The sequence below is a fragment of the Aeromicrobium piscarium genome, assembly GCF_007421815.1.
Taxonomy (GTDB): Bacteria; Actinomycetota; Actinomycetes; order Propionibacteriales; family Nocardioidaceae; genus Aeromicrobium; species Aeromicrobium piscarium.
In genome coordinates this window covers 18657-44068 of sequence record NZ_VLNT01000021.1, presented here as the reverse complement: position 1 = coordinate 44068, position 25412 = coordinate 18657, and the positions used below count along the sequence as shown (strand labels likewise).

23 protein-coding genes are annotated in these 25412 nt (G+C 68.3%); 15 read left to right on the top strand and 8 right to left on the bottom strand.

The features are described from left to right. Nucleotides 1-120 precede the first annotated feature (120 nt). On the bottom strand, nucleotides 121-2289 hold the full coding sequence (locus FNM00_RS16640) for a transglycosylase domain-containing protein (RefSeq protein ID WP_143914665.1): 2169 nt from the start codon (nucleotides 2287-2289) through the stop codon (nucleotides 121-123). A gap of 165 nt (nucleotides 2290-2454) precedes the next feature. Here FNM00_RS16640 and FNM00_RS16635 point away from each other — a divergent pair, with 165 nt between their 5' ends. Both FNM00_RS16635 and FNM00_RS16630 read left to right on the top strand, forming a co-directional pair. Next, nucleotides 2455-3057 carry a PadR family transcriptional regulator gene (locus FNM00_RS16635; protein WP_143914664.1) on the top strand — a complete coding sequence of 201 codons (603 nt, stop codon included), beginning with the start codon at nucleotides 2455-2457 and terminating at the stop codon, nucleotides 3055-3057. A 6-nt stretch (nucleotides 3058-3063) separates the two neighbouring features. Next, entirely contained in the window at nucleotides 3064-4155 is a 1092-nt protein-coding gene (locus FNM00_RS16630) for an inositol-3-phosphate synthase (protein ID WP_143914663.1), read from the top strand. Between the two features lie 105 nt (nucleotides 4156-4260). On the opposite strand, the gene FNM00_RS16625 is transcribed toward FNM00_RS16630, so the two are convergent. The 6 genes from FNM00_RS16625 to FNM00_RS16600 form a co-directional block, all read right to left on the bottom strand. Beyond that, a complete protein-coding gene (locus tag FNM00_RS16625; RefSeq protein ID WP_143914662.1) occupies nucleotides 4261-4755 on the bottom strand; it encodes a hypothetical protein in 495 nt (164 codons plus the stop codon). Beyond that, a complete protein-coding gene (locus tag FNM00_RS16620; RefSeq protein WP_185973206.1) occupies nucleotides 4752-5372 on the bottom strand; it encodes a TasA family protein in 621 nt (206 codons plus the stop codon). The genes FNM00_RS16625 and FNM00_RS16620 overlap by 4 nt, the downstream gene beginning before the upstream one ends. Next, entirely contained in the window at nucleotides 5372-5920 is a 549-nt protein-coding gene (locus tag FNM00_RS16615) for a hypothetical protein (protein WP_143914660.1), read from the bottom strand. Before FNM00_RS16615 ends, FNM00_RS16620 begins: the two co-directional genes overlap by 1 nt. After that, nucleotides 5917-6471, bottom strand: a complete 555-nt coding sequence (locus FNM00_RS16610) for a signal peptidase I (RefSeq protein WP_143914659.1) — start codon at nucleotides 6469-6471, stop codon at nucleotides 5917-5919. The genes FNM00_RS16615 and FNM00_RS16610 overlap by 4 nt, the downstream gene beginning before the upstream one ends. Before the next feature lie 4 nt (nucleotides 6472-6475). Further along, complete coding sequence (locus tag FNM00_RS16605) at nucleotides 6476-7033, bottom strand: alternate-type signal peptide domain-containing protein (RefSeq protein WP_143914658.1); 558 nt, start codon at nucleotides 7031-7033, stop codon at nucleotides 6476-6478. 97 nt (nucleotides 7034-7130) lie between these two features. Beyond that, complete coding sequence (locus FNM00_RS16600) at nucleotides 7131-8048, bottom strand: DUF808 domain-containing protein (RefSeq protein ID WP_143914657.1); 918 nt, start codon at nucleotides 8046-8048, stop codon at nucleotides 7131-7133. A gap of 230 nt (nucleotides 8049-8278) precedes the next feature. Between FNM00_RS16600 and ppgK the strand changes: the two genes are divergently transcribed. Then, nucleotides 8279-9025, top strand: coding sequence for a polyphosphate--glucose phosphotransferase (gene ppgK, locus FNM00_RS16595; RefSeq protein WP_143914656.1), 747 nt, complete (start codon nucleotides 8279-8281; stop codon nucleotides 9023-9025). A gap of 139 nt (nucleotides 9026-9164) precedes the next feature. Here ppgK and FNM00_RS16590 read toward each other — a convergent pair whose 3' ends face one another. After that, nucleotides 9165-9758 carry a TetR/AcrR family transcriptional regulator gene (locus FNM00_RS16590; protein WP_143914655.1) on the bottom strand — a complete coding sequence of 198 codons (594 nt, stop codon included), beginning with the start codon at nucleotides 9756-9758 and terminating at the stop codon, nucleotides 9165-9167. Nucleotides 9759-9876: 118 nt separating this feature from the next. Between FNM00_RS16590 and FNM00_RS16585 the strand changes: the two genes are divergently transcribed. From FNM00_RS16585 to trxA, 12 genes are all read left to right on the top strand, one after another. After that, nucleotides 9877-10659: an ABC transporter ATP-binding protein gene (locus FNM00_RS16585; protein ID WP_143914654.1), complete on the top strand. Its 783-nt coding sequence runs from the start codon at nucleotides 9877-9879 to the stop codon at nucleotides 10657-10659. 97 nt (nucleotides 10660-10756) lie between these two features. Then, on the top strand, nucleotides 10757-11557 hold the full coding sequence (locus FNM00_RS16580; RefSeq protein WP_143914653.1) for an ABC transporter ATP-binding protein: 801 nt from the start codon (nucleotides 10757-10759) through the stop codon (nucleotides 11555-11557). Then, complete coding sequence (locus FNM00_RS16575; protein ID WP_246065210.1) at nucleotides 11554-13419, top strand: AMP-dependent synthetase/ligase; 1866 nt, start codon at nucleotides 11554-11556, stop codon at nucleotides 13417-13419. Before FNM00_RS16580 ends, FNM00_RS16575 begins: the two co-directional genes overlap by 4 nt. A 127-nt stretch (nucleotides 13420-13546) precedes the next feature. Beyond that, on the top strand, nucleotides 13547-14443 hold the full coding sequence (locus FNM00_RS16570; RefSeq protein WP_143914652.1) for a branched-chain amino acid ABC transporter permease: 897 nt from the start codon (nucleotides 13547-13549) through the stop codon (nucleotides 14441-14443). Then, nucleotides 14440-15597, top strand: a complete 1158-nt coding sequence (locus FNM00_RS16565; RefSeq protein ID WP_143914651.1) for a branched-chain amino acid ABC transporter permease — start codon at nucleotides 14440-14442, stop codon at nucleotides 15595-15597. The genes FNM00_RS16570 and FNM00_RS16565 overlap by 4 nt, the downstream gene beginning before the upstream one ends. 33 nt (nucleotides 15598-15630) lie before the next feature. Then, nucleotides 15631-16926, top strand: a complete 1296-nt coding sequence (locus tag FNM00_RS16560; protein ID WP_143914650.1) for an ABC transporter substrate-binding protein — start codon at nucleotides 15631-15633, stop codon at nucleotides 16924-16926. 108 nt (nucleotides 16927-17034) lie between these two features. Continuing rightward, entirely contained in the window at nucleotides 17035-18462 is a 1428-nt protein-coding gene (locus tag FNM00_RS16555; RefSeq protein ID WP_425456818.1) for a CCA tRNA nucleotidyltransferase, read from the top strand. Between the two features lie 207 nt (nucleotides 18463-18669). Beyond that, the gene (locus FNM00_RS16550; protein WP_143914649.1) at nucleotides 18670-20736 is read left to right on the top strand and encodes a DUF6049 family protein; all 2067 of its coding nucleotides are present in this window, start codon (nucleotides 18670-18672) and stop codon (nucleotides 20734-20736) included. Continuing rightward, nucleotides 20729-22357, top strand: a complete 1629-nt coding sequence (gene murJ / locus FNM00_RS16545) for a murein biosynthesis integral membrane protein MurJ (RefSeq protein ID WP_185973205.1) — start codon at nucleotides 20729-20731, stop codon at nucleotides 22355-22357. The genes FNM00_RS16550 and murJ overlap by 8 nt, the downstream gene beginning before the upstream one ends. Before the next feature lie 71 nt (nucleotides 22358-22428). Next, complete coding sequence (locus FNM00_RS16540; protein WP_143914647.1) at nucleotides 22429-24009, top strand: protein kinase family protein; 1581 nt, start codon at nucleotides 22429-22431, stop codon at nucleotides 24007-24009. 69 nt (nucleotides 24010-24078) lie between these two features. Beyond that, nucleotides 24079-25050 (top strand): thioredoxin-disulfide reductase, encoded by a 972-nt coding sequence (gene trxB / locus FNM00_RS16535; protein ID WP_143914646.1) that lies wholly within the window; start codon nucleotides 24079-24081, stop codon nucleotides 25048-25050. A gap of 20 nt (nucleotides 25051-25070) precedes the next feature. Beyond that, complete coding sequence (trxA, locus tag FNM00_RS16530; RefSeq protein ID WP_143914645.1) at nucleotides 25071-25397, top strand: thioredoxin; 327 nt, start codon at nucleotides 25071-25073, stop codon at nucleotides 25395-25397. Nucleotides 25398-25412: the final 15 nt, after the last annotated feature.

Genomic DNA, 25412 nt, shown 5'->3' with positions numbered 1-25412 from the left:
TCGTCTGGTGAGTGCACACGAGCCCCGCAGCGGATCGACCGACAGATCCCGTTAAAGACCCTCAGTCAGTCAGTCGCTGAGTCAGGACGACCGCTGCGGGGCTCACCCACATCATCACTGTCAGTCGCGGGTCCAGCCGCTCGGGACCGGGACCGTGGGAACCCCGGGTCCATCGTCGTCACCGCCGTCGCCCGGGTCGGTGGGCTCGGGCGAGGGCTCCTCGGTGGGCTCCGGCTCGGGTTCGGGCTCCGGCTCGGGTTCGGGCTCGGGTTCCGGTTCGGGCTCGGGTTCCGGCTCCGGCGGCGGCGGGGTGTAGAGCTGGCCCTGCGAGGCCTGGATATTGCCGGGCGCCGGGAACTCACCGCAGTCGCTCGGATCGATCACCTGACGCTGGAACGCCCCGAAGGTCTGCGCCGGGTAGGTGCCGCCGAAGAACGGGTTCAGATACCCACGAAGCTGCTCATTGCCGACGCCGCGGCTGAACGTCACGGCCGTCACGAGCTTGGGCGTCATGCCGATGAACCAGGAGGACGACACCCGCTCGCCACCGCCGCTGGCGTCCGTGGCGGTCGCGGTGCCGGTCTTGCCCGCCGTGGGGCACTGCGTCTGGGCGCTCGTGCCGGAACCTCGCCGCACGACCGACTGGAGCGCCTGCACGGTGTCGCCGGCCACGCCCTCGGACATCGCCTGGCTGGTGGACACCTCATGTTCGTACTGCGGCTCGCCCTGGGAGTTGACCACCCGCTCGATGACGTACCACTCGGCACGCTGGCCGCCGGACGCGAAGGTCGCGTAGGCATTCGCCATGTCGACCGGCCGCACGCCCTCATAGCCCAGCGAGACACCGATCACCGGCTCGATCCGGTCGAGGGTGGCCTGCGGGATGCCCGACTGCTTGGCGGCGTCGAGGATCCGCTGCGGGCCCTCCTCCATCTGATCGGTGAGATCGACGAAGGCGGTGTTGACGGAGTTCGCGGTGGCCTGGTCCAGCGAGACACGACCATAGGACTGACCACCGCTGTCGCCCTGGTTGACGATCGTGTCGTTGCCGACCTGCAACGGCGAGTTGCCGTTGAGCAGCGTGCGCAGGCTGTACCCGTTCTCGAGCGCCGCGACGACCGCGAAGGCCTTGAAGGTCGAGCCCGGCTGCACCAGCTCGGTCGCCCAGTTCAGGCTGGCCCGCTCGCCCTCGCCGAGATAGTCCGGTCCGCCGTACATCGCCCGCACGGCTCCGCTCCCCGGCTCCACCGAGACGAGGGACTCGTTGAGCTCGTCGAGACCCTCCGGACGAACCTGGTTCACCGCCTCGACCGCGGCATTCTGCATCCCCGCGTCGAAGGTCGTGATGATGTCCAGACCACCGCCGTTGATCTCATAGTCGGTGAACTGCAGATTGGTCATCTGCGTCTTGACGAGCTGCAGCAGGTGACCGTTGGGGCCCTGGTAGTCGTTGCTCTCGCTCGGCTCCTGGAAGGCCGGGAGCTGATCCGCGAACTCGGCTGCCTCCTCGGCGGTGATGTCACCGGCCTTGGCCATGCCGTCGAGGACGTAGTTGTAGCGCGGCAGGATGCGCTCGGCCGCACCCTCGGTGTACGGGTTGTAGTAGGTGGGGCTGTTGACGACCGTGGCGAGATAGGCGGACTCGGGAACCGAGAGCTCGGCCGCCGACTTGCCGAAGTAGTTATTGGCCGCGACCTCCACACCGTAGGCGCCGTTGCCGAAGTAGATGGTGTTGAGATAGCCCTCGAGGATCTCCCGCTTGGAGAGCTGCCGATCGACCTTGATCGAGAGGATCGCCTCTTTGGCCTTGCGCGTGTACGTCTGGTCCTGTGTGAGGTAGAGGATCTTGACGTACTGCTGCGTGATCGTGGACCCGCCGCCGGTGATCTCACCACTGGAGGTGTTGTCGCGCAGGGCGCGCACGATGCCGCGCAGGTCGATGCCCCGGTTGTCCCAGAAGGTCCGGTCCTCGGCGGCGACGGCGGCCGCCCGCATCGGTTCGGCGATCTCATCGTAGTCGACCATGATGCGGTCCTGTGTGGCGAAGGACCCGATCTTCGTGGAGCCGTCGGAGAAGTAGACGTCGGTGGTCTGCGTCTGGAAGTCCGCATTGGGGTCGGGGATCTTGACGACCGCGTAGGCCGTCGCGAAGGCCGCGGCACCGGCCAGGAATCCCAGGACGGCCAACAACAGCAGCCAGCGGATGACCTTGACCGGCCACGGGCCGTTGCCGCCGATCCGACGGAACAGCCCGCGCTTCTGGGAGTCCTTCTTGCGATTCGTCGCCACGTACCTATCCCTTCGTACGGCAGCAGGGCACGCGCCACCAGCGTCCCAGTGTGCCGTGTCGCGCCTCAAGTTCCAAGAATCACCCCCGGGGGGAGGCTGACGAACGTCGCGGCTCGATGTATCGTTTCGATATAACCAGTCGTCAGTGAATGAAGGAAGTCGATCGTGTCTCGTCGTGGAGTCGCCTTGGAGCTGGCCGTGCTCGGTCTGCTCGCCGACTCACCCATGCACGGGTACGAGCTGCGCAAGCAGGTCAACGCGCTGCTGGGCTGGACGCGTCTGTTGTCGTACGGAACGCTCTACCCCTGCCTCAAGCAGTTGGGGCGCGCGGGATACATCGTCGCCGACGAGGACGCCTCCAGTGGTCGCCGGACCAAGATCACCTATCGACTGACCGCCGACGGCAAGGAGCACCTGGCCGAGCTGTTGGAGGACACCGGCCCGAGCGCGTGGGACGACGAGAACTTCGGGGTGCGATTCGCCCTGTTCTCGCGGACCACCTCCTCGATCCGGGTCCGCATCCTCGAGGGGCGGCGCAGCCGCCTGGAGGAGCGGCTCGACACGGTCAAGAACGCCGCGCAGCGCGGACGTGAACGCATGGATGCGTACACCGCCGAGCTACAGCGTCACGGCCTGGAGTCCGTGCAGCGCGAGATCACCTGGCTCACCGAGCTGATCGAACGCGAGCGGGCCGCGGCCGACCAGACCAATGACGGCGACCTGCCTCCCGCGGGCCGCCGGGAAACCACCCGAAACAAGAAGAAGTGAGGACCCATGAGTTCGGTACGCGTAGCGATCGTGGGCGTGGGAAACTGCGCCACGTCCCTGATCCAGGGCGTCGAGTACTACAAGAACGCTGATCCGGCCGGAACCGTCCCCGGGCTCATGCACGTGCAGTTCGGCGACTACCACGTGCGCGACATCGAGTTCGTGGCCGCTTTCGACGTCGACGCCAAGAAGGTCGGCTTCGATCTCGCCGAGGCCACGCAGGCCAGCGAGAACAACACCATCAAGATCACCGACGTCCCCCCGACGGGTGTCACGGTGCAGCGCGGTCACACCCTCGACGGTCTGGGCAAGTACTACTCCGAGACGATCGAGGAGGCCGACGGCGATCCCGTGGACGTCGTGCAGGTCCTCAAGGAGACCGGCGCCGACGTGCTGGTGTCGTACCTCCCGGTGGGTTCGGAGGAGGCCGACAAGTTCTATGCGCAGTGCGCGATCGACGCGGGTGTCGCCTTCGTCAACGCGCTGCCGGTCTTCATCGCCTCGGACCCGGAGTGGGCTGCCAAGTTCGAGGCCGCCGGCGTGCCGATCATCGGCGACGACATCAAGAGCCAGGTCGGTGCCACCATCACGCACCGCGTCATGGCGAAGCTGTTCGAGGACCGCGGCGTCTCGCTGGATCGCACCTACCAGCTGAACGTCGGCGGCAACATGGACTTCAAGAACATGTTGGAGCGCGAGCGGCTGGAGTCCAAGAAGGTCTCCAAGACCCAGGCCGTGACGTCGAACCTGCACGGCTCCCTCGCCGGCAAGATCGATGACAAGAACGTGCACATCGGCCCGTCGGACTATGTCGCCTGGCTCGATGACCGCAAGTGGGCCTACGTGCGCCTCGAGGGACGCGCCTTCGGCGATGTTCCGCTGAACCTGGAGTACAAGCTCGAGGTGTGGGATTCGCCGAACTCGGCCGGCATCATCATCGACGCGATCCGCGCGGCCAAGATCGCCAAGGATCGCGGTATCGGCGGCCCGCTGATCTCGGCCTCGTCGTACCTGATGAAGAGCCCGCCGGTGCAGCGCGAGGACACCGAAGGCCGCGCCAAGCTCGAAGCCTTCATCCGCGGTGATGAGGAGCGCTGAGCACTCACGTCAGCTGCAAAGCGGCCTGCGCCGGTGACGAGGAGCGCTGAGCATTCAGCTCGATGACGAAGGGCCGGATCCCCTGGGGTCCGGCCCTTCGTCGTGTTATCCGGCCCCGCAGCGGATGCTCAGGCCCACGACGAGGAGATTGACCGAGCGGACCCGGGTCGTGGTCGCGGGAGCCGTCCACGACGGGCTTCCTCTCAGGCGCGCGGAGACGAGGATGTCGATCTGCAGTCCGGCCAAGCCGCCGAGGTCGAGCAGGGTAGGGGTGACATCGGCGGTGACCGGCGCGACCGCATCCGCCGCGGGCGTGACGACCCCACCGCCGATCCGGGCGCCGGTGTTCACTCGCCGCGCTTCCCAGGAGTACTCGTAGCGAGGATCCACATGGCTCCAGGAGAGCTCGGCGTAGCCGAGCAGACCGAGCAGACCTCCTTTGTTCTCGCACGTGGGTGCCTCCTGGGCCACGACCTGGTGGGCGCCGATCGACTCGGTGTCGAGGGTGGCGGTATCGGTCCAGGCCGCCGAGGCCGCGCTGGTCGTCGCCACGACGGCGGCCGCGGTTCCGGCCGTCGCGAGCTTCCAGCGTCGCCTCATGGCGCACCTCGTTGGATGCCGGTGATGACGAAACGAGCGGTGGCGGTGGCTTCCTGCAGCGTGGAGGCCGCGTTCGCGTCGAGGGCGACGATCACGCAGACCTGTTCGCTGGCGCCGACCGCCAGCGGACGAGGGGTGGCGATGACGCCGGTCGGGCTGGTGGCCGAACCGCTGATCGCCGCACTCGGATACGTGCTCGAGCCTCCGGTGCAGCTGCCCGCCCGGTTGCCGCCCGCGACGGTCCCCGCATTGGTCGCGCTTCCGCCGGGGACGACGGTCCAGCGCAGGGCGGCCCCCAGGGTTCCCGATGTCGACCCGGTCATCGTGTAGTCGAGGGGCACCGTTCCGCCGTTGCCGACCGCGATGACCCGCGCGAAGCTCTCACCGGGGACCAGATCCGCGATCTGGAACTGTGTATCGACGAGCACGCCTCCCTCCCCGGCCAGCTCTCCGTTGAGCGTGACATCGAGCCGCCCAGCGGCGAGGCTCCCGGTCTCGACCGTCGCCTCGTCACTCCAGAACGCCATCGTGCCGCCCACGCCGACGGCGAGCATCAGCACCACGCCGCTGACCCAGACGAGGACGGCCAACCGTCGAGGGCGCTGCTCAGCGGTCATCATCGCTCCTCCCTCAGACGGCGGGCCCAGGCGCCGAGAGAGGCGGCGAACAAGCCGAGCACGATCCACCAGGGCGAGATCACGGTGCCCGCGCCGGCGCGCGGCCCGGCGGCCTGCCACACCACCTCCAGGTCGACGCTGCTGTCCTGGTGCCTGTTCGTGGCGCCCTCGTGGAAGAAACCCCGTAGCTCGACCGGAATGCTCTCACCCGCCTCGAGGGTCCCTCCCGGTGTCCACGTGGACCATTCGACTGTTCGCCACGGGCCACCGTCGATGCGCGCATCCAACCACAGCATCCCCTCGCCGTAGAGATGCTCGTCGCCTTCCACGAGGACCTGGAAACGCGCACTAGCGGCCGTCGGACCGGCGTTGCGCACCACCATGCTCGTCTCCCAGATATCGCCGGGGACCCACCGCGCCTCGGGATCGAACAATGGCTCCGTCATCGTGGCGCTGCCGCCGCCGGGGGACAACTCGATATCCGGCGCCGGCATCGTCGGGAGCAGCAACGTGGACAACACCGCAGCCGCCCCGAGGAGGGGCGTCATCGGGACACCGGCCGCGATCGGGCACGATCCCGCCAGGCACCGGCGAACATCGCCAGGGCGTAGACCGACAGCCCGCCCACGATCACGAGGGTCAACGTGGCCCGCTGGGCGCCCGTGAGCCAGCGATGTGCGTAGCCGAGATACGGGACGGCATACCAGAGCTCTCCGCGCACCTGGACCGGGCGCACCGGCTCGGGGTCGGCCACGGGATTCGCATCGCCCTGTGTCACGAGGCTGCGGTCACCGTCCAGTCGCTGCTCGATGGCGGTCACCCGGTGGGTCGCCGTCAGCACCCGGCCCGAGGCCAGCTGATAGGTGATGACATCGCCCACCCCGATGTCATCGGTTGCGACGGGCCGCGCCACCACCAGGGTTCCCGGTGGCAGCGTCGGCTCCATCGACGACGTGAGGACCGCGTAAGGTGTCGCACCTGCCAGTCGGGGAACCACCACGGCGGCCAGGAGAGCCACGGTCGCGCCGAGGATCCCCATCCAGGCGAGGACCAGGAGCACGGCGGCCCTGACGGTCGCCGGGCGGCGGTGGGCTGCCATGGGCTCAGGGGTTCGGATCGACCTGGGTCAACGTCACCGTCAAGGTGTCGAGCGTGGCGGTGATGTCCTGCATGTCGTCGACATTGACCGCAGTGGCGTCGCCATAGGGGAACTCGACCAGGAAGGTGGCCGCCAAGACGTCGCCGTCGTTGTCCTCGGTGATCGTGGCATCGTCGGCGAGGGCGGCGCCGCCGAGGGTGAAGGAGGCGTCGACATCGGCGGCGAAAGATGCCGCATCGGCCGGCACCGTGAACTCGAGGCTGTCAGGTACGTCCACGGTGGCGGCGAGGTTGTCCCCCGTCGCACCCACGGCGAAGCTGCAGGTGGTGGTCACGACGTCACCGGGCACGAAGGCCGTCACGGTCTCACCCGCCGAAGCGCTCCCGGCGGCGTAGACCCAGGTGTCGCAGTCGTCATTCGAGGCGAGGGTGAGGTTGCCCGAGGCGACCGGGCCGCCATCGGCCGAGTCCTCGGCCGTCCAGTACGCCAACGTCCCGGCGCCCCCGATCAGCAGTGCCGCGGCCGCTCCCGCGGCCAGTGCTCCCTTGGTGGTCTTGCGCATGTCGTCTCTCCCGGTCTCATGGCCGATCGAAACGGACGATCGGCTCCCGAGCACTATTGGAGCTCACGCTCCGGATAAACGGAAGACTGTATGTGATCTAAACCACATGTGGTTGGCGGCGGGAGCCGATCCAGTACCACCCGGCGACGATGGCGGCACCCACGATGAGGCCCAACAGTGCCGAGGCCGCGGTGTTGACGAACCAGCCCGCGACCACGTTCGCGGGCTCGAGGCGGTGCACCGCCGCGTAGAGCGCGTGCCAGCCGAGCTCCTCGGAGCCGACGAGCAGGATGTGCCCGCCCACCCAGAGCATCGCCACGACACCGACCGTCGCGAGCATCGTCATCACCATCGGCATCGCCTTGACCAGTCCGCGTCCGATGCGCCGCGCGAATCTCGACGAGCGCTCGGCCAGGGCCACCCCGATATCGTCCATCCGCACGATCAGGGCGACCACCCCGTAGACGAGGGCCGTGATGGCGACCCCCACGACGGCCAGGATGATCCCCCGCGACAGCAGCGGCTCGGAGGACACCTCGTTGAGGGCGATGACCATGATCTCCGCGGACAGGATGAAATCGGTCCGGACGGCCGAGGACACGACGGCATCCTCGGACCCCGGACCGGCCTGTGTCCTCGGCACCTCGTCGTGACTCCCGCCACGGAGCTTCTCCCACAGCTTCTCCGCGCCCTCGAAACACAGATAGGCACCGCCGACCATGAGGAGGGGAGTCAGCAGCCAGGGGAGGAACTGGCTGAGCACCAGCAACGCCGGGAGGATGAAGATCAGCTTGTTGCGGAGCGAGCCCTTGGCGATGCGGCCGATCACCGAGAGCTCACGTCGCGGATCCAGGCCTCGCACGTAGCGCGGGGTGACCGCCGCGTCGTCGACGATGACACCGGCGGCCTTGGCGCTCGCCCGCCCGGCCGCCGTGCCGACATCGTCCACCGAGGCGGCGGCGAGCCGCGCGAGCGCGGCCACATCATCGAGCAATGCGGCCAGCCCGCCGCTCACCGATCCGATCCGTTCACCGGCTCAGCGTAGGCGAGCCGGCAGACATGCGTGCGCACTAGTGTCCTGCGTCGGAAGTTCGTTGCCGAGAGGCGTCGTCTGAGTGGGTGCTCCGCAAGGCGGCGGAGCGCTGGCAGGCTGGGCGCCTTTCGAGTGACGCCAACGTCGCGGAGCGCCGCTCAGGCGGCGAAAAGCGGTGATGAACTTTCGGCGCAGGACACTAGACTCGGCCCATGATCGGCTTCGGCATCGACATCGGTGGTACGGGCACCAAGGGAGCACCGGTGGATCTGACGAGCGGCAGTCTCGCCAGCAACCGCACTCGCTTCGCGACCCCCAAGAAGTCGACCCCGGAGGCGCTCGCCGATGTCGCCGAGCAGATCATCGGCTCCTACAAAGGACTGGAGCTGCCCGCGGTGACGGGTGTGGCCATTCCGGCGGTGGTCCAGCGTGGCGTGGCCCGGTCGGCCGCGAATATCGACAAGAGCTGGATCGACACCGATGTCGACGCACTCTTCACCGAGCGTCTCGGACATCCGGTCCACGTCGTCAACGATGCCGATGCGGCGGGAGTCGCCGAGGCACGCTACGGCGCGGCTCGCGGCCGCGGCGGCGTCATCCTGGTCATCACCCTCGGCACCGGCATCGGCTCGGCGCTGATCGTCGACGGCACCCTCGTGCCCAATACCGAGCTCGGCCACCTCGAGCTGCGCGGCGACGACGCGGAGCACTACGCCGCCACCAGTGCCCGCGAGCGCGAGAACCTCAGCTGGACCCAATGGGCCAAGCGACTGCATCACTACTTCCGCCATCTGGAGCGGCTGTTCTCACCGGATCTGTTCATCGTCGGCGGCGGCGTCAGCAAGAACTACGAGGCCTTCATGCCGCTCATCGACGTGCGGACCGAGATGATCCCCGCCGACCTGCGCAACAATGCCGGCATCATCGGGGCCGCGGCCCTCGCGCACGACGAGGCCTGATCATGACGCGTCGTGGTTGCTGCCGCGACCTGAAGGCATCGAGTTTCGAGCAAGTCCGTACGGATGATGATGCGATACGGCGGCCATAGCAGCCGCAACGCATCGACATCGGTCCCTGACCGTCGCCCCTTTCGGGGGTCTACCGACACCCGGCCAACAGCGCCGTGAACGCGTGACGCATCGCGGCCTCACACTCCTCGACGGTGCGGCCGAGGTCATCGTGCAGGATCGACCAGGAGTTCCAGCTGCTCGCCGCCAAGAGCGCATCACAGAGCGTCTCCGGAGCGGCTGAGGTGGCGATCTCCGTGGCGAAGACCTCCGCGATCTCCACTCGCACGTTCTCGATGTGGGCACGGCGGCTTCCCCGCAGTGTCGAGGAGGACGCCTCCATCAACTGCGCCGCGCGGGCAGCGGGCGCGATATTGGTCAGGCGGCGGGCGCGCGCCGCGCAGAAACGGTCGATCCGCCGCTCCAGCTCCAGTGCGGGATCGATCACGACCGCCAGCGCATCGTCGGAGGCGAACCAGTAGGCGACCGTCTGCGCGAACAGACTCTCCATGTCGCCGAAGGCGAGCCACAGCGTGCGCACCGAGACACCGGCGGCCTCGGCGATCGTCTTGGCACTCGGTTTGAGCGTCCCCTCACGCAGCAGCCGCACGTGGGCGTCGACGATCGAGACGCGTGTCCGTTCGGCGCGCCGCACCCGGCCGTCGGTCTGCCGTGAGCCTTCCATGAGCAGTCAACCTACCCCTGTCGAGAAAAAGTTTCACTACATCTGCATAAAGTTCGTGACCTCGCTCACATTCATGTGTCAGGATGCTGCGCAACCAAGGAGGAGGGGGAATCACCACGTGCTGAGCGTCAAGAACCTGGAAGTCGTCTACAACGACGTCGTCCTCGTGCTGCGCGGCGTGAGCCTGTCGGTGCCCCGCGGACAGATCGTCGCTCTGCTCGGTGCCAACGGCGCCGGCAAGACGACACTGCTGCGGGCGTTGTCGGGTCTGCTGGACATCCACGACGGCGAGATCACCAAGGGTCAGATCCTGCTCGACGAGAAACCGATCCAGCGCTGGAACGCGCCCCGGATCGTCGCGGCCGGACTCGGACAGGTACTCGAAGGCCGCCGGGTCTTCGGCGAGTTCACCGTCGAGGAGAACCTGCGAGTCGGCGGCCACACACGCCGCGGGGGACTGAGCGAGAGCATCGAGGAGATCTACGAGCTGTTCCCGGTGCTCAAGGAGCGCCGCAAGCGCACGGCCGGGTACCTCTCCGGCGGCGAGCAGCAGATGCTCGCCATGGGTCGCGCCCTCGTCGCACAGCCGGACATCGTGCTCCTCGACGAGCCGAGCCTGGGTCTGGCACCGCGGATCGTGGCCCAGATCAAGGACATCGTCGTCCAGATCAACGAGCAGCGCGGCACGACCGTCCTCCTCGTGGAGCAGAACGCGATGATGGCGCTCTCGATCGCCAACCACGGCTACGTCATGGAGCACGGCAAGATCGTCATGGATCAGCCCGCCGAGGCTCTGCTCCAGGACAGCGATATCCGCGACTTCTACCTCGGCCGGGGCGAACTGGCGACCTCGTACCGCGACCTCAAGCACTACAAGCGCAGGAAGCGGTGGCTGTCATGAGCGGGCGCAGAACCGAGATGTGCTGGGTACTCGCTGACCGCACAGCTCTCTCGTCGACGAATCGGGAGCACATCTCGGTCCAGGAGGAGGGGATCGCATGAGCGAGGACATCATCTGCTCGGTGAAGGACGTCGAGCTGAGCTTCGCCGGCGTCAAGGCGCTGCGAGGAGTCTCCTTCGACATCCAGGGCCACGAGCTGTTCGCGATCATCGGCCCCAACGGCGCCGGCAAGACCTCGATCTTCAACGTGCTCTCGGGGGTCTACCGGCCCCAGGCCGGGGACGTGCGCTTCGACGGCACGTCGATCCTCGGCGAGCGGCCCCATCGGATCGCCGCCCGCGGACTGGCTCGCACCTTCCAGAACATCGAGCTCTTCGAGAACCTCAATGTCGTCGACAACCTGATGCTGGGACGCCACCACCATCTCGGCTACAGCTGGCCGTGGGCGGTCGCCTGGCTCGGCCGCGCGCAGCGCAGCGAGATCGCCAATCGCCGGCGGGTCGAGGAGATCATCGACTTCCTGGAGATCGAGGGCTACCGCGAGCTCCCCGTCGGCATGCTGCCGTACGGGGTACAGAAGCGGATCGAGCTGGGACGCGCCCTCGCGATGGAACCCCGGCTGCTGCTCCTCGACGAGCCCGTCGCCGGCATGAACGGGGAGGAGACCGAGGACATGGCGCGCTTCATCCTCGACATCCGCGACGAGCTGAAGATCCCGATGATCCTCGTCGAGCACGACATGGGTCTGGTGATGGACCTCGCCGACCGTGTGATGGCGATGGACTTCGGCACGCCTATCGCTCTCGGCACGCCGGCCGAGGTCCAAAGCCATCCCGATGTCATCCGCGCCTATCTCGGCGCGGGCGACGAGGACCCCGTCATCGAGGAGGTCTCGTGAACGAGCGGCAGGAGAACGCCACCGCCCGGACGACACTGCCCCTGCGCATCCGCGAACGCGCCCGCACGTCGCCGAGTACCGTCGCGATGCGCGAGAAGAACCTCGGCATCTGGGATCAGATCACCTGGGAGGACTACTGGGAGCAGGCGACGCTCGTGGGCCACGGACTGCTCTCCTTGGGCGTCGAGCCCGGGGACCGGGTGGGAGTCCACAGTGAGAACCGTTGCGAGTGGCTGTTCAGCGATATCGGCATCACCGCGGTGCGGGCCGTCACGGTGGGTCTCTATCCCACCAATCCGGCCGCCGAGGTGCTGCACGTGCTGCGCGACTCCGGCACCTCCGTACTGATCGCCGAGGACCAGGAGCAGCTGGACAAGGCCCTCGAGATCATCGACGAGCTGCCCGAGCTGCGCCACCTGGTCTACATCGAGCCCCGGGGGATCGCGGGCCGCTACACCGATCCCCGGCTGCTGTCCTGGACCGAGCTGCTCGAACGCGGAGCCGAGCACCGCGACGCCCATCCCGGCGCGGTCGACGCCCGCGCCGAGCAGGCTCAGGACGATGACATCGCCACGCTCGTCTACACGTCCGGCACGACCGGTCCCCCCAAGGGCGCCATGCTGACGATCGCCAATATCGAGTTCGTCATCGAGACCCTCGCTCAGCACGGCGCCTTCGTCGACCCCCCGGCGAATGACAAGGACCTGATCGTCTCCTATCTGCCGCTGTGCCATGTGGCCGAACGCGTGTTCACCACCTGGTTCAACGCGGCAGTCGGCACCCAGGTCAACTTCGCCGAGTCGATCGAGACCGTCCAGGTCGCGCTGCGCGAGGTGCAACCCACGATCGTGTTCGGCGTCCCGAGGATCTGGGAGAAGATCGCCGCCGGCGTGCACATCCGGATGAGCGGGGCCAGCCGGCTCAAGAAGCTCAACTTCGGGCTGTGGATGAAGGTCTCGCAGTGGATCGGGCGCCGTCTGGTCGAGAACGACGGCAACCACACCCTCGCGACGCGGCTGGCCTACGCGGCCGGCTGGGTGTTCCTCTACCGCCCGCTGCGCGAGCGGCTCGGCCTGGGCAAGGCACGGTACGCCGCCTCGGGTGCGGCGCCGATCGCCCCGGAGGTGCTGGAGTTCTTCATGGGCATCGGCGTCCCGATGCACGAGGTCTACGGCATGACCGAGAACAGCGCGATCGCCACGGCCAATCGGGCGGGGCGCATCAAGGTCGGCACCGTCGGCGAGCCGCAGGAGAGCGCCGAGGTGCGCCTCGACCCCGAGACCGGGGAGATCCTCACCCGTCACGCGGGCACCTTCGCCGGCTACTGGAACAACCCGGAGGCCACCGCGCGGACGATCACCGAGGACGGGTGGCTCCGCACGGGCGATGTCGGCGAATGGGTCGACGGCACGCATCTGAAGATCACCGACCGCATCAAGGACATCATCATCACCGCGGGCGGCAAGAACATCTCCCCGAGTGAGATCGAGAACAGCCTGAAGTCCTCGCCGTACATCAAGGAGGCGATCGTCATCGGCGACCGTCGCAAGTATCTGACGGCGCTCATCGGGATCGAGCTCGACACCGTGGGCGACTGGGCGCAACGGCGCAAGCTCGCGTTCACCACCTACCGCGACCTGTCGCAGAAGCCCGAGGTCATCGAGCTGGTGCAGGAGGTCGTCGAGGCCACGAACACCAAGTTCGCCTCGGTCGAGACCATCAAGCGCTTCCGGCTCATGCCCAAGGAGCTCGATCACGAGCAGGGCGAGCTGACCGCCACCCAGAAGATCAAGCGTCCCGCGATCACCCGGCAGTTCGCCGAGGAGATCGCCGACATGTACGACGAAGAGGTGCGCGCATGAGCCCCATCCATCGCCCTGGCCCCGCCGCGGACGGCCTTCGGCTACTCGACCACCGAGGAACCGGCACCCGGTGGTCGAGTAGCCGCAGCGAGCGCGTGGCGTATCGAGACCACAGGCAGGTGAGCGCATGACCACGTTCGCCCAGGCCGTGCTGAACGGCTTCGCCCAGGGCGCGATCTACGCACTGCTCGCCCTCGGCTACGTCATGATCTACAAGGCCACGCACGTCATCAGCTTCGCCCAGCCGGCGCTGATGGTGTGCGGAGGACTGTTCACCTATCACCTGACCACGCAGATCGGCCTTCCGTTCTGGCCCGGTCTGGCCGGTGCCGTCGTGCTCGGCGCGCTGCTCGGCATGGCCGTGGAACGGCTGGCCCTCCGGCCGATGGTCGGCAAGCCGGTGTTCACCCTGGCGATCATCACCATCGGTGTCGACATCGTGCTGCGCATCTTCGCCAACCGGTACATGGGCCCCGATCCGCGCATCGTGACCTTCCCGAACGGCTCGCGGCGCTATGAGTTCCTCGGGCTGTCGATCAGCCATCAGCGTGTCTCGCTGATGGTCGTGACGCTGCTGACGGTCATCGCCCTCGTGCTGTTCTTCCGGTACGCCAAGGCGGGGCTCGCCATGCGCGCCACGGCGCTCAACCAGGAGACGGCGCTGGCCCAGGGCATCCGCGTGGGAGCGATCTTCGCCCTCGCGTGGGCGATCGCCGGCGGGCTCGCCGCCATCGCAGGCACCTTCGTGGCCGCCGGGTCGGCCGGCATGGAGCAGAACACCTGGATCATCGCGCTCAAGGCCCTCCCGGCGATCATCATCGGCGGACTCGACAGCCTGCCCGGGGCGGTGATCGGCGGGCTCGCGGTCGGCATCGTCGAATCGCTCACCGCCGTCTACCAGCCGAGCGTCGCGCCCTTCCTCGGCGCCAACTTCGCGCTGGTCGCCCCCTACGCGCTCATGTTCCTGGTGCTGCTCGTCAGACCCTATGGACTCTTCGGCACCAAGGAGGTGGAGCGGGTATGACCGCCACCGTCACGTCACCGCGCCGTACCCCCCGTCCCCCGCGCGGACGGCCGCGGCTGCGCACCGCGTACCGCCAGGACATGGCGCTCATCAACACGCCCGCCAAGCGCCGGTCGACCGTCCTGCTAGTGCTGGCCGCCTTCGGGGTGCCGTTCTTCTTCACCGACGACCTTCTGCTGGTGTTCACCCTCGGCCTCATCGCCTCGGTGGGCGCCATCGGCCTCAACCTGGTCACCGGCTATGCCGGGCAGGTCTCCCTGGGCCACGCCTTCTTCCTCGGCCTCGGGGCCTACACCGCGGCAGTGCTCGGTGGCGACCCCGAGGGCCGACTGATCGGCTACGGCATGCCGATGTGGGTGTGGCTCCCGGCCGCCGGAATCGTGGCGGCGATCGCCGGACTCATCGTCGGGCCGATCGCGGTGCGCCTGCGCGGTCTGTACCTGGCCATCGTCACCCTCGGACTGGTGTTCCTCGGCGAACATGTGTTCCGCGAGGCGCGGACCCTCACCGGCGGGCCCGGCGTTGGCCGCCGCGGACCGGACCTCGAACTCTTCGGCATCCGCTTCTCCGAGGGCGGATCGCTGTTCGGTCTCGGCCTGAGCCGCGACCAGCAGCAGTTCTTCCTGGCCCTGGTCTTCCTGATCGTGTTCGCGATCCTCGGTCGCAATATCGCCCGATCGGGTGTCGGCCGCGCCTTCTCGGCCGTCCGCGACCGCGATGTCGCCGCGGCGGTCATCGGCATCAACCTGACCGTCTACAAGGTGATGGCCTTCGCGATGTCGTCCTTCTTCGCCGGCGTCGCGGGAGCGATGTACTACGCGGTGGTGGGGGTGTTCGAGCCCGCGGCCTTCGGCCTGCTGCTGAGCATCCAATACCTGGCGATGGTGCTGATCGGCGGCGTGGCGACCATCTCCGGGTCGATCATGGGCGCGATGTTCATCACCGCCCTGCCCCGCATCGCGCAGGAGATCGCCCACCTGTTCCCCGTCATCAGCACGTCGACCGTCGGTGGCGGCATCATCAACGTCTTCCAGTTCGAGGCCATCCTCTACGGCCTCTTGATCATCGGATTCCTCATCTTCGAGCCGCGCGGTCTGTACGGCATCTGGATGCGCATCCGGAACTACTGGAAGGGCTGGCCCTTCTCCTATTGATCCCCATCACCTGATCCCTCCGAAAGGAACACCATGAAGCAACGCAGGTTCATCACCCGAGCGGTGGCGGGTGCGTCCATCGCCGCGCTCGTCCTGACCGGGTGTCGCGGCGGCGGAGACGACTCGTCGAGCGAGGCGGGCCCCGGCATCACCGACGAAGCGTGTCCCGATGCGGTCAACGAGGACAACGGCTGCATCTACCTCGGTGCGATCTCCGACCTCACCAAGGGGCCGTTCGCACCGCTCGCCGTCCCGATCACCGATGCCCAGAAGGCCTTCTGGGAGCGCGTCAACGAGGACGGCGGCGTCGGCGGCTATGACATCAACATCAGCGAGCACATCGCCGATGCCGAGTACAACCCCGAGATCCACAACCGGCGCTACCAGGAGATGCGCGGTGAGATCCTCGCCCTCGCGCAGACCCTCGGGTCCTCGCAGACCCTCGCGATCCTCGATGACATGAAGGCCGATGACGTCATCGGCATCCCGGCCTCGTGGAACTCGGCCTGGGACTTCGAGGATCAGATCCTCCAGAGCGGCGCCAGCTACTGCTTCGAGGCGATGAACGGCGTCGACTGGGCGGTCGAGAACCGTGGCGTCGAGGGCACGGTCATGGCGATCAAGTACCCGAACGACTACGGCGGAGACGCCGCGGCGGGCGCCAAGGCCGCGGCCGAGGCCAATGACCTGGAGTTCGTCGAGGTCGAGACGCCGACCGGCCAGGACAATCAGGCCGGCGCGGTCGCCGCGGTGCTGGAGAATCAGCCGGACCTCATCGTGGTCACCACCGGTCCCGCCGAGATGGCGACGATCGTCGGTGGCGCCGCGCAGCAGGGCTGGCAGGGCACCGTGGTCGGGTCGAGCCCGACCTGGAACCCCGCGCTCCTGCAGTCGGCCGCCGCTCCGGCGCTGGAGGCGATGTACTTCCAGGCCGGTCCGTGGGGCCCGTGGGACACCGACAGCGCGGGCCATGAGGCGATGCGCGAGGCACTCGACGGCGTCACCCCCAATGACGGCTACACCGCAGGCTGGGTGTGGAGCTACCCGCTGCTCGCCGCCATGGAGGCTGCCGCCGACATGGACGGTGGCATCACTCGGGAGAACCTCGTGAAGGCCGCGGGCGAGCTCGAGGAGGTCGACTACGAGGGTATGCTGCCGAACGAGGCCGGCAACAACGCCGGTGACCCGTCGGAAGTCGCGTGGCGTTCGAGCGTCATCAGCGGGGTCGACACCGAGGCCACGACCGGCGTGACGATCGCACAGGAGCTGACCGCCGGGCCGACCGCCGAGGGCTACGACTACACCGAGCCCTGTTTCGCGCTGAACTGATCCCCCCGAGCCGAGATCTGCTCCCGTTTCGTCAACCGGTCCCCATCCCGGACGACGATCCGGGAGCAGATCTCGGTTCTTCGCGTGCGGCCGGTAGGCTGGCGTACCGTGTCCGACCTGACCGATCTCGAACGCCGGCGCCTGGAATCCCTGCTCTCCACCTACCCGGTGCTGGGCGAGATCGGCGCCCGTTTCACCGATGCCGGACACGAGCTGGTGCTGGTCGGCGGTCCCGTCCGCGACGCCCTCCTCGGCCTGCCGGTGCACGATCTCGACTTCGCCACCTCCGCCACGCCCGATCAGATCGAGGCGGTCCTCGCCGGCTGGGCGGATGCCGTGTGGGATGTGGGTCGGGACTTCGGCACGATCGGCGCCCGTAAGGGCGGCGACCAGCTGGAGATCACCACCTACCGCACCGACGAGTACGACCCCGCGACGCGCAAGCCCGTCGTCGCCTTCGGCGACACCCTCGACGGCGACCTCTCGCGGCGGGACTTCACCATCAACGCGATGGCCGTGCGACTGCCCGATGGCGAGTTCGTCGACCTCTTCGACGGTGTCGAGGACCTCGCCGACCGCCGTCTCCGCACTCCGGTGGCTCCCGAGCTCTCGTTCTCCGACGATCCCCTGCGGATGATGCGCGCGGCGCGGTTCACCGCGCAGCTCCATGTGTCCGCCAGCGACGAGGTCGTCGAGGCGATGACCCAGCTCGCCGAGCGACTGCAGATCGTCTCGGCCGAACGCATCCGCGACGAGCTGTCCCGGCTGCTGTGCGCGGGATCGCCCGTCGATGGTCTGCGGCTGCTCGTCGCCACCGGCCTGGCCGACCAGATGCTCCCCGAGCTGCCGGCGCTGCGCCTCGAGCGCGACGAGCATCACCGGCACAAGGACGTCTACGAGCACTCGCTCACCGTGCTGGAGCAGGCGATCGATCTGGAGCACCGCCTCGACGAACGTCCCGATCTGGTGATCCGCCTCGCCGCGCTCCTCCACGACATCGGGAAGCCCAAGACCCGCCGGTTCACCGATGACGGCACCGTCACCTTCCATCACCACGATGTGGTGGGCGCCAAGCTCGCCCGCAAGCGGTTGCGTGCGTTGCGGTACTCCAATGACGTCGTCGACGCGGTGTGCCGCCTGGTGGAGCTGCACCTGCGCTTCCACGGGTACGGATCAGGGCAGTGGACCGATGCGGCCGTGCGTCGCTATGTCCGCGACGCCGGACCCGAGCTCGAGCGTCTCCACATCCTGACCCGCGCGGACAGCACGACGCGCAATGCCAAGAAGGCGCTCCGGCTGCAACGCACCTACGACGACCTGGAGCGCCGCATCGGCCAGCTGGCCCAGCAGGAGGAGCTGGACTCCCTGCGACCCGATCTCGACGGCAATCAGATCATGGAGATCCTCCAGATCGGTCCCGGCCGCGAGGTCGGCGAGGCCTACCGGTTCCTCCTGGAGCTGCGGATGGATCGCGGCCCGCTCAGCGAGGACGACGCGTCCGAGGCGCTGCGCTCGTGGTGGGCGGCAAGGTCCTGACCCCACCCCCTCAGGGGCGGTGACTTACGCACCTCTCGTCCGCATGAGCGGTGACTTACGCACCCGTCGCCACGCTCGAGAGGTGCCTATCCCACCGCCCCTGGACCTGAGGGGTGCGTAAGTCACCGCCCAGGGTGGGGTGGGTGGAGTCGCCCGACCTCGGCGTCGCGGTCCGGGCATCAGACAACGCCACCCTAGGATGGGACGGTGAGCTTCCGATCTGCCGGCCGCCGGCGCGCCCTCGTGGCCGCCTTCGCCGGATGGCTCGTCCTGGGGCTCACCGTGCTGCTTCCGAGCCCGAGCCAGGCAGCGGAGGACGAGGAGGATCCGGGCGGGGGGCTCACGGTCACCATCGACACGCTCACCCCCTCCCAGCTGACTACCGACGCGACGATCGAGGTCTCCGGGCGGATCGAGAACACCTCCGACGGCGAATGGAGCTCGGTCCAGGCCTATCTGGTGATGGCGCGGTCGCCCTTCACCACCCGCGAACAGGTCGAGACGGCCGTCCGGAGCTCGAGCACCTACACCGGCGAACGCGTCACGACCATCGGCCTGTTCGACGAGGTCGGCGACATCGCCCCGGGTGACACCGCCCGGTACGACCTCTCCGTCCCCCTCGACGAGGTCGGCCCCACGGGGGCGCCCGGCGTGTATCCGGTCGGCGTGCAGCTGCTCGCCACTGACCCCGACGGCGTCCGACCGCAGGACTCGGTGGCCCGGGCGACCACCTTCCTGCCGTGGATCGACCACCCCGCGTCGCCGATCGACGGCGGGCTCGTGTGGTCCTTCGTCCTGGACCCTCGCCGCGACGACGAGGCCGATGACGTCCAGACCCTGCGGACCGCCGTCGGTGAGAACGGCAGGCTCCGCCGCCAGCTGGATCTCGCCGCCGCCCTGCCCGTGGAGGCACAGAGCCTCGTCATCGACCCCGCGGTGCTCGATGCCAGCCAGCGCATGGCCGACGGCGAGGGACCCTTCGACGATGTGAGCGACGAGGCCCGCGAGCAGGCGCAGTCCTTCCACGACGACCTCGTGGCCCTGGCACGCCGCTCCTCGGTGTGGAATATCGACTACGACCGGCCGGACTGGGCGGCGCTCTCCGAGCGCCCGGATCTCGCCGCCGAGCTCTCGCCGCAGGTTGCCGCCGCCACACAGTCGGCCCTGGACGAACACGGCATCACCGGCCGCTCCGCACGGTGGGCGATGGAGACGGGCGTGACCGACGCGATGCTCGAACGTCATCGCGCCGAGGGCGACGCCCCGACGATCGTGCGCGCCTCGGCTCTGCCGCAGTGGGACCAGCGCGACGGATCCCTGGTCACCGTCGATGCCGAACACGGTCCCGCCCTGCTGGCCGTCAACGACACGCTGGGGAGCGCCGACGAGGTCGAGACGACCGTCTCGCTGCGCCAGCGTGTGCTGACCCGCGCCGCCCTCGCGACCCTCTCCCGCGCGGCCGACCCCGAGTCCGCCGCGGATGCCGTCACCTTCGTCGATCCGGACTGGATCCCCGAGCCCCGGGCGAACACCAGCGCCCTGGCCGCCTCGCTCCGCGGAGACGAGCTGGTCGAAGGCACCACCCTGGATCGTCTCGTCACCAGCGGAGTGGACGGCTACGACGGCGAACTCCCCGCCAATCCAGTTTCCGAGCCGCTGTCTCCCACGGTGCTCAGTGCGGCCGCTGACCTGCTCGAGGCCGAGGACGCGGTCGCGGCCGTGAGTGCCGGCGCGGCCGAGGGCTCGCAGGCCGACCGCGAACTCGCCTCCGCGGTCTCCGTGCGGTGGCGCTCCGTTCCCGAGAGGGCGGTCCGCTCCGCCGAGCAGCAGGCGGTCGAACGCAACGGCAGCCTCGCGGGCATCGAGGTGCTCGGCCCCGAGACCGTGACCCTGTCGAGCAGTCAGGGGAGCTTCCCGCTCACCGTCAACAACCCCACCCGGCTGCCGATCTCGGTGTCGATCCTGCTGACCCCCGGCAATCCCGCGCTCAGCTCGAACCGCCTCGACCCGATCGACGTCGCTCCCGGTGAGCGGCGCACCGTCAACGCCGATATCGACCTCGGGCGGCAGAACTCGACGACGATCACCGCACAGGCCATGGCCGGTGACCGTCCCGTCGGCTCCGAGGCCTCCTTCAACGTCCGGTCGAGCCAGGTCGGCACGATCGTCTGGGTCGCGATGGGCGTGGCGGTCGCCGGCGTCGTGTTCGCGATGAGCCGCCGGTTCCGGAGACGCGGTTTCCGGCGACTCTCAGAGAGCGATGACGATGGCTGACGCTCCTCGATTGGCGCGCGCGAGCGCGTGGATGGCGCTCGGCACGGTCGTGTCCCGGGCGACGGGACTGCTGCGCTCGGTCCTGCTGATCGCGGTGATCGGCACGGCACTCAATGCCGATCTGTTCAACACCGCCAACTCGATACCCAACTCGCTCTACATCCTCGTCGCCGGCGGGGTGTTCAATGTCGTGCTGGTGCCGCAGCTGGTCCGGGCCATGCGCAACGATCCCGATGGCGGGGACGCGTACGCCAACCGCATCATCACCCTCGGCATGCTGGTGCTCCTCGGCGCCACGATCCTGTTGATGCTGGCAGTGCCGCTCATCATGCGGATCATCTACGCCGATCTCTTCACCCCGGAGTTCACGGCCCAGCGCCAGTCGGCCTATCTGCTGATGCTCCTGTGCCTGCCGCAGGTCTTCTTCTACGGGGCATTCGTGCTCGTCGGCCAGATCCTCAATGCCCGCGAGCGCTTCGGGCCGATGATGTGGGCGCCGATCGTGAACAATCTGACGGCCCTGGTCGTGCTCGGCATCTATGCCGTCGTCTTCGGCGCCGATCGTGGTGGAACCGGGGGATTCTCCACGACCGAGTCATTGCTGCTCGGCATCGGTTCCACGCTCGGCATCGTCATCCAGGCCGCCGTGCTGGTGCCGTTCCTGGGGCGCGTCGGGTTCCGGTACCGGCCACGCTTCGACTTCCGCGGGGTCGGGCTCGGGCACACGCTGCGGCTCGGCGCCTGGACGCTCGGCTTCATCATCGTCAATCAGATCGCCTTCTTCGTCATCGCGCGGCTGGGTGTGCGAGCGACCAGTGAGGGGCGCGCGCGCGACGTCCCGGCGGCCGGCACGACCGTGTACGACTTCGGCTTCCTGCTCGCCCAGGTGCCCCACGGCATCATCACCGTGTCCGTGGCCACCGCGATCATCCCGACCCTCTCCGCCTATGCGGCCGCGGGTCGTGTGGACCGGGTCGGCGTCGAGATCGGGCGCACGCTCCGGCTCGTCGTGAGCCTCGTCGTCCCCATCGCGGTCGCCGTCGGCGTCCTCGGGCCGTCGCTGGCCCGGCTCCTGCCCGGCGAGAACCCGGCGATCGGGATGACGATCTCCGCCTTCGCCCTCGGGATGGTGGCCTTCACGATCCACTACGTGGTCCTGCGCGGCTTCTATGCCATGGAGGACACGCGGACGCCGTTCTGGATCCAACTGGTGATCATGGCGGTGAACCTCGGCACCGCCGTCGTGGCGACGCGCCTCGTCGAGCCCGTCTGGGTCGCCACCGTGCTCGCGGTCTGCTGGAGCCTCGCCTATGTGATCGGTCTCGCGGTCGCCTTCGCACTGCTGTCGCGGCGCGTGGGCGGGACACTGGTCGACCACGAGATGGCCTGGTTCCTGCTGAAGATGGCGTTGCTCACCCTCATGATGTGCGGCGTCATGGTGGCCGCGAGCCTCGTCTGGGTGTTGTTCGAGCCGACACCCGGCGGCGCCACGACCGCCATCGCGCAACTCTGCGTCGTGGGTGGCGTCGGAACGGTCACCTATCTGTTCATGGCGGAGGTGCTCGGGATGAACGAGCTGCGCTATGTGCTCACGAGCCTGGTGGGGTCGCGGCGGCGCTAGGGCTCTCGGGCGTGGCTGACACGACGCATGGGGCGAACGCCTAGGATGAGGGGGGTCGGAAGGAGGATGCGGTGACGAGCGAACGACGTGCCCTGACGCCCGGGGTCGTGATCGCCGACCGCTATGAGCTCCACGACCTGGTCAGCGAGCGGCTCGGCTGCTCGAACTGGCGAGCCCACGACCAGGTCCTCAATCGCAATGTGCGGCTCGAACTGCTGCCGGCGAGCGATCCACGGGCCGCGAACTTCCTACAGGCCGCCCGCGAGTCCACCCGGGTCACCGATCATCACTTCCTGCGGGTGCTGGATCTCATCGAGGACGACGACGGCTATCACGGCATCGTCCGCGAGTGGGCACGGGCGGTTCCGCTCAGTCAGGTGCTGCAGGAGGCTCCTCTCCCGAACCGGCGAGCGGTGACGATCATCGCCGAGGTCGCCGATGCGATCGCCCACGCACACGCGCACGGCGTGTACCACCGTCGGCTCACGCCCCATCAGATCCTCCTGAAGGAATCGGGCGCCGTACGGATCGTCGGGCTCGGCGTGGCGACAGCGCTGGCACCGGCGGACCATCAGATCTCCGAGGCCGACAAGGCAGGTTACGAACGCGCCGATGTCGAGGCGATCGGCAAGCTCCTGTATGCCTGTCTGGTGAGCCGCTGGCCCGGCGGGCACACCGACGGCCTGCGCGCGGCCCCCACCGAGCACGGTCGGCTGCTGCGACCTCGCAGGGTGCGCGCCGGTGTGGCCCGCGATATTGACACCGTCTGCGATCGCATCCTGGGGCAACCGCCCCGTCACCACCAGGCCCCGCTCACCACCGCGGCCGACATCGCCCACGTGTTGAACCTCGTGGGCGAGGACGATGAGCCGCCCCTCGCCTTCGCGGGCGAGGCACGGCAGTCCTCCCCGGATCTGCTACGGCTCGATCCGGTGATCGAGCCGTCCGGGCCTCCGCCGGGTTTGACGCCCCCACGGCGTCGCCCCAAGGCCTTCGAGCCGGCTCCTCCGACACGAGCCGAGCGGGGGCGCGCCCGGCTGCGCGCCGCCGCACGGGGCGACCGCGGCCTGGTGCTCCTGGGCGTGCTCGGCACTGTCACGATCGTCGCCGTGCTCGCTCTCCTGGTGCAGCAGGCCACCCACGAGGGCGGCCCGCCGCTCGAGTCGACGCCTACGGCGACCGCCCCGACCACCGTGCTGCCGATCGACCGAGCTCTCGACTTCGACCCGCAGGGCGCGGACCGTGCCGAGAACCCGCAGCTGGTCGAGAATGCCCTGGACGATGACGCCGAGTCCGGCTGGTACACCTCGACGTACTATGGCGATCCCGCGCTCGGCCGATTGAAGGACGGGGTCGGTCTGGTGCTGGACCTCGGTCGTGCCTCCCAAGTGGAGCAAGTGCAGTTGCGGCTGGCCGGCAGTCCCACCGATGTCTCCATCCTGACGACACCGTCGACCCAGCAGGATCCCCCGTCGAGCCTGTCGGAGCTGCGCGAGGTCGCGGTGCTCGACGGAGCCGGGGAGGACGCCGCGATCGCCCTCCCCTCGGACACCTATAGCCGGTACGTCGTGGTGTGGCTTCGCTCGCTCCCACAGGTCGGCAACGACGAGTACCGTGGCGAGATCCGCGCGGTCGCGGTGCGCGGTCGCTGATCTCGGGAATGTCTGCGCCGCTCCATCCGTTCTCCCTGATAGTTCCGTCCTCGACAGAAGAGTCCACACATGACCGACGTCCGTAATGTCATCATCATCGGCTCGGGCCCCTCGGGCTACACCGCCGCCGTCTACGCCGCCCGCGCGAACCTGTACCCACTGGTGTTCGAGGGCTCCGTGACCGCCGGTGGCGCGCTCATGAACACCACCGATGTCGAGAACTTCCCCGGCTTCCCCGAGGGGATCATGGGGCCGGAGCTGATGGACAAGTTCCGCGCCCAGGCCGAGCGCTTCGGTGCCGAGCTGATCGCCGATGACGTGGCCTCGGTCGACCTCACCGGGCCGGTCAAGACGGTCTCGCTCGCCGACGGCAGGACCTTCTCAGCGAATGCCGTGATCCTCGCCATGGGATCGGGCTACCGCAAGCTCGGTATCGAGGGCGAGGACACCCTCTCGGGCCACGGTGTCAGCTGGTGTGCGACCTGCGACGGCTTCTTCTTCCGCGGCAAGGAGATCGCGGTGGTCGGCGGTGGCGACTCCGCCGTGGAGGAGGCGACCTTCCTCACGCGATTCGCCGAGAAGGTCACGCTCGTGCATCGCCGCGATGAGCTGCGCGCCAGCAAGATCATGGCCGAGCGCGCCCTCAACAATCCCAAGATCGAGTTCGCCTGGAACAGCGAGGTGGCCGCCATCCACGGTGACGGCAATCTGGAGTCGATCACGCTGCGCGACACGGTCAACGGGGAGACCCGTGAACTTCCGGTGAGCGGCCTGTTCATCGCGATCGGGCACGATCCGCGCTCCGAGCTGTTGACCGGCCAGGTCGATCTCGACGACGAAGGCTATGTGCTGACCCAGCCCGGCACCACGGCCACGAACCTCCCAGGCGTGTTCGCCGCGGGAGATCTGGTCGACCACACCTATCGCCAGGCCATCACCGCTGCGGGCACCGGGTGCTCGGCGGCCCTCGATGCCGAGCGCTACCTCGCCGACTTCGCGGAGGCGGGCGAGCCCGCTCCCGCCGCCGCCCTCACTGAATGACACAACCCGAAGGAGTACCCATGGCAGACATCGCCGCAGTCACCGACGCTGATTTCGAGGAGAAGGTCCTCAAGGCCGATGGGCCGGTGCTCGTCGACTTCTGGGCTTCCTGGTGCGGCCCGTGCCGCCAGGTCTCGCCGATCCTCGAGGAGATCGCCAAGGAGCATGCCGGCTCGTTGACCGTCGTCAAGATGGACGCGGACGCGAATCCGGTGACACCCGCGCAGTACCGGGTCACCGGCCTGCCGACCATCAACCTGTACCAGAACGGGGAGGTCGTGCGGTCGATCGTCGGCGCCCGCCCGAAGTCCGCGATCCTCTCGGAGATCAGCGACTACGTCTCCTGATCTACTGACGATAAA

Excerpts from the sequence above, each read along its gene's own strand:
- FNM00_RS16590 (WP_143914655.1), bottom strand. The coding sequence starts at position 9,758 with ATGGAAGGCTCACGGCAGACCGACGGCCGGGTGCGGCGCGCCGAACGG.
- murJ (WP_185973205.1), top strand. The coding sequence starts at position 20,729 with ATGGCTGACGCTCCTCGATTGGCGCGCGCGAGCGCGTGGATGGCGCTC.
- FNM00_RS16570 (WP_143914652.1), top strand. The coding sequence starts at position 13,547 with ATGACCACGTTCGCCCAGGCCGTGCTGAACGGCTTCGCCCAGGGCGCG.
- trxA (WP_143914645.1), top strand. The coding sequence starts at position 25,071 with ATGGCAGACATCGCCGCAGTCACCGACGCTGATTTCGAGGAGAAGGTC.
- FNM00_RS16630 (WP_143914663.1), top strand. The coding sequence starts at position 3,064 with ATGAGTTCGGTACGCGTAGCGATCGTGGGCGTGGGAAACTGCGCCACG.
- FNM00_RS16610 (WP_143914659.1), bottom strand. The coding sequence starts at position 6,471 with ATGGCAGCCCACCGCCGCCCGGCGACCGTCAGGGCCGCCGTGCTCCTG.
- trxB (WP_143914646.1), top strand. The coding sequence starts at position 24,079 with ATGACCGACGTCCGTAATGTCATCATCATCGGCTCGGGCCCCTCGGGC.
- FNM00_RS16560 (WP_143914650.1), top strand. The coding sequence starts at position 15,631 with ATGAAGCAACGCAGGTTCATCACCCGAGCGGTGGCGGGTGCGTCCATC.
- FNM00_RS16565 (WP_143914651.1), top strand. The coding sequence starts at position 14,440 with ATGACCGCCACCGTCACGTCACCGCGCCGTACCCCCCGTCCCCCGCGC.
- ppgK (WP_143914656.1), top strand. The coding sequence starts at position 8,279 with ATGATCGGCTTCGGCATCGACATCGGTGGTACGGGCACCAAGGGAGCA.
- FNM00_RS16615 (WP_143914660.1), bottom strand. The coding sequence starts at position 5,920 with ATGACGCCCCTCCTCGGGGCGGCTGCGGTGTTGTCCACGTTGCTGCTC.
- FNM00_RS16605 (WP_143914658.1), bottom strand. The coding sequence starts at position 7,033 with ATGCGCAAGACCACCAAGGGAGCACTGGCCGCGGGAGCGGCCGCGGCA.
- FNM00_RS16625 (WP_143914662.1), bottom strand. The coding sequence starts at position 4,755 with ATGAGGCGACGCTGGAAGCTCGCGACGGCCGGAACCGCGGCCGCCGTC.
- FNM00_RS16580 (WP_143914653.1), top strand. The coding sequence starts at position 10,757 with ATGAGCGAGGACATCATCTGCTCGGTGAAGGACGTCGAGCTGAGCTTC.
- FNM00_RS16620 (WP_185973206.1), bottom strand. The coding sequence starts at position 5,372 with ATGACCGCTGAGCAGCGCCCTCGACGGTTGGCCGTCCTCGTCTGGGTC.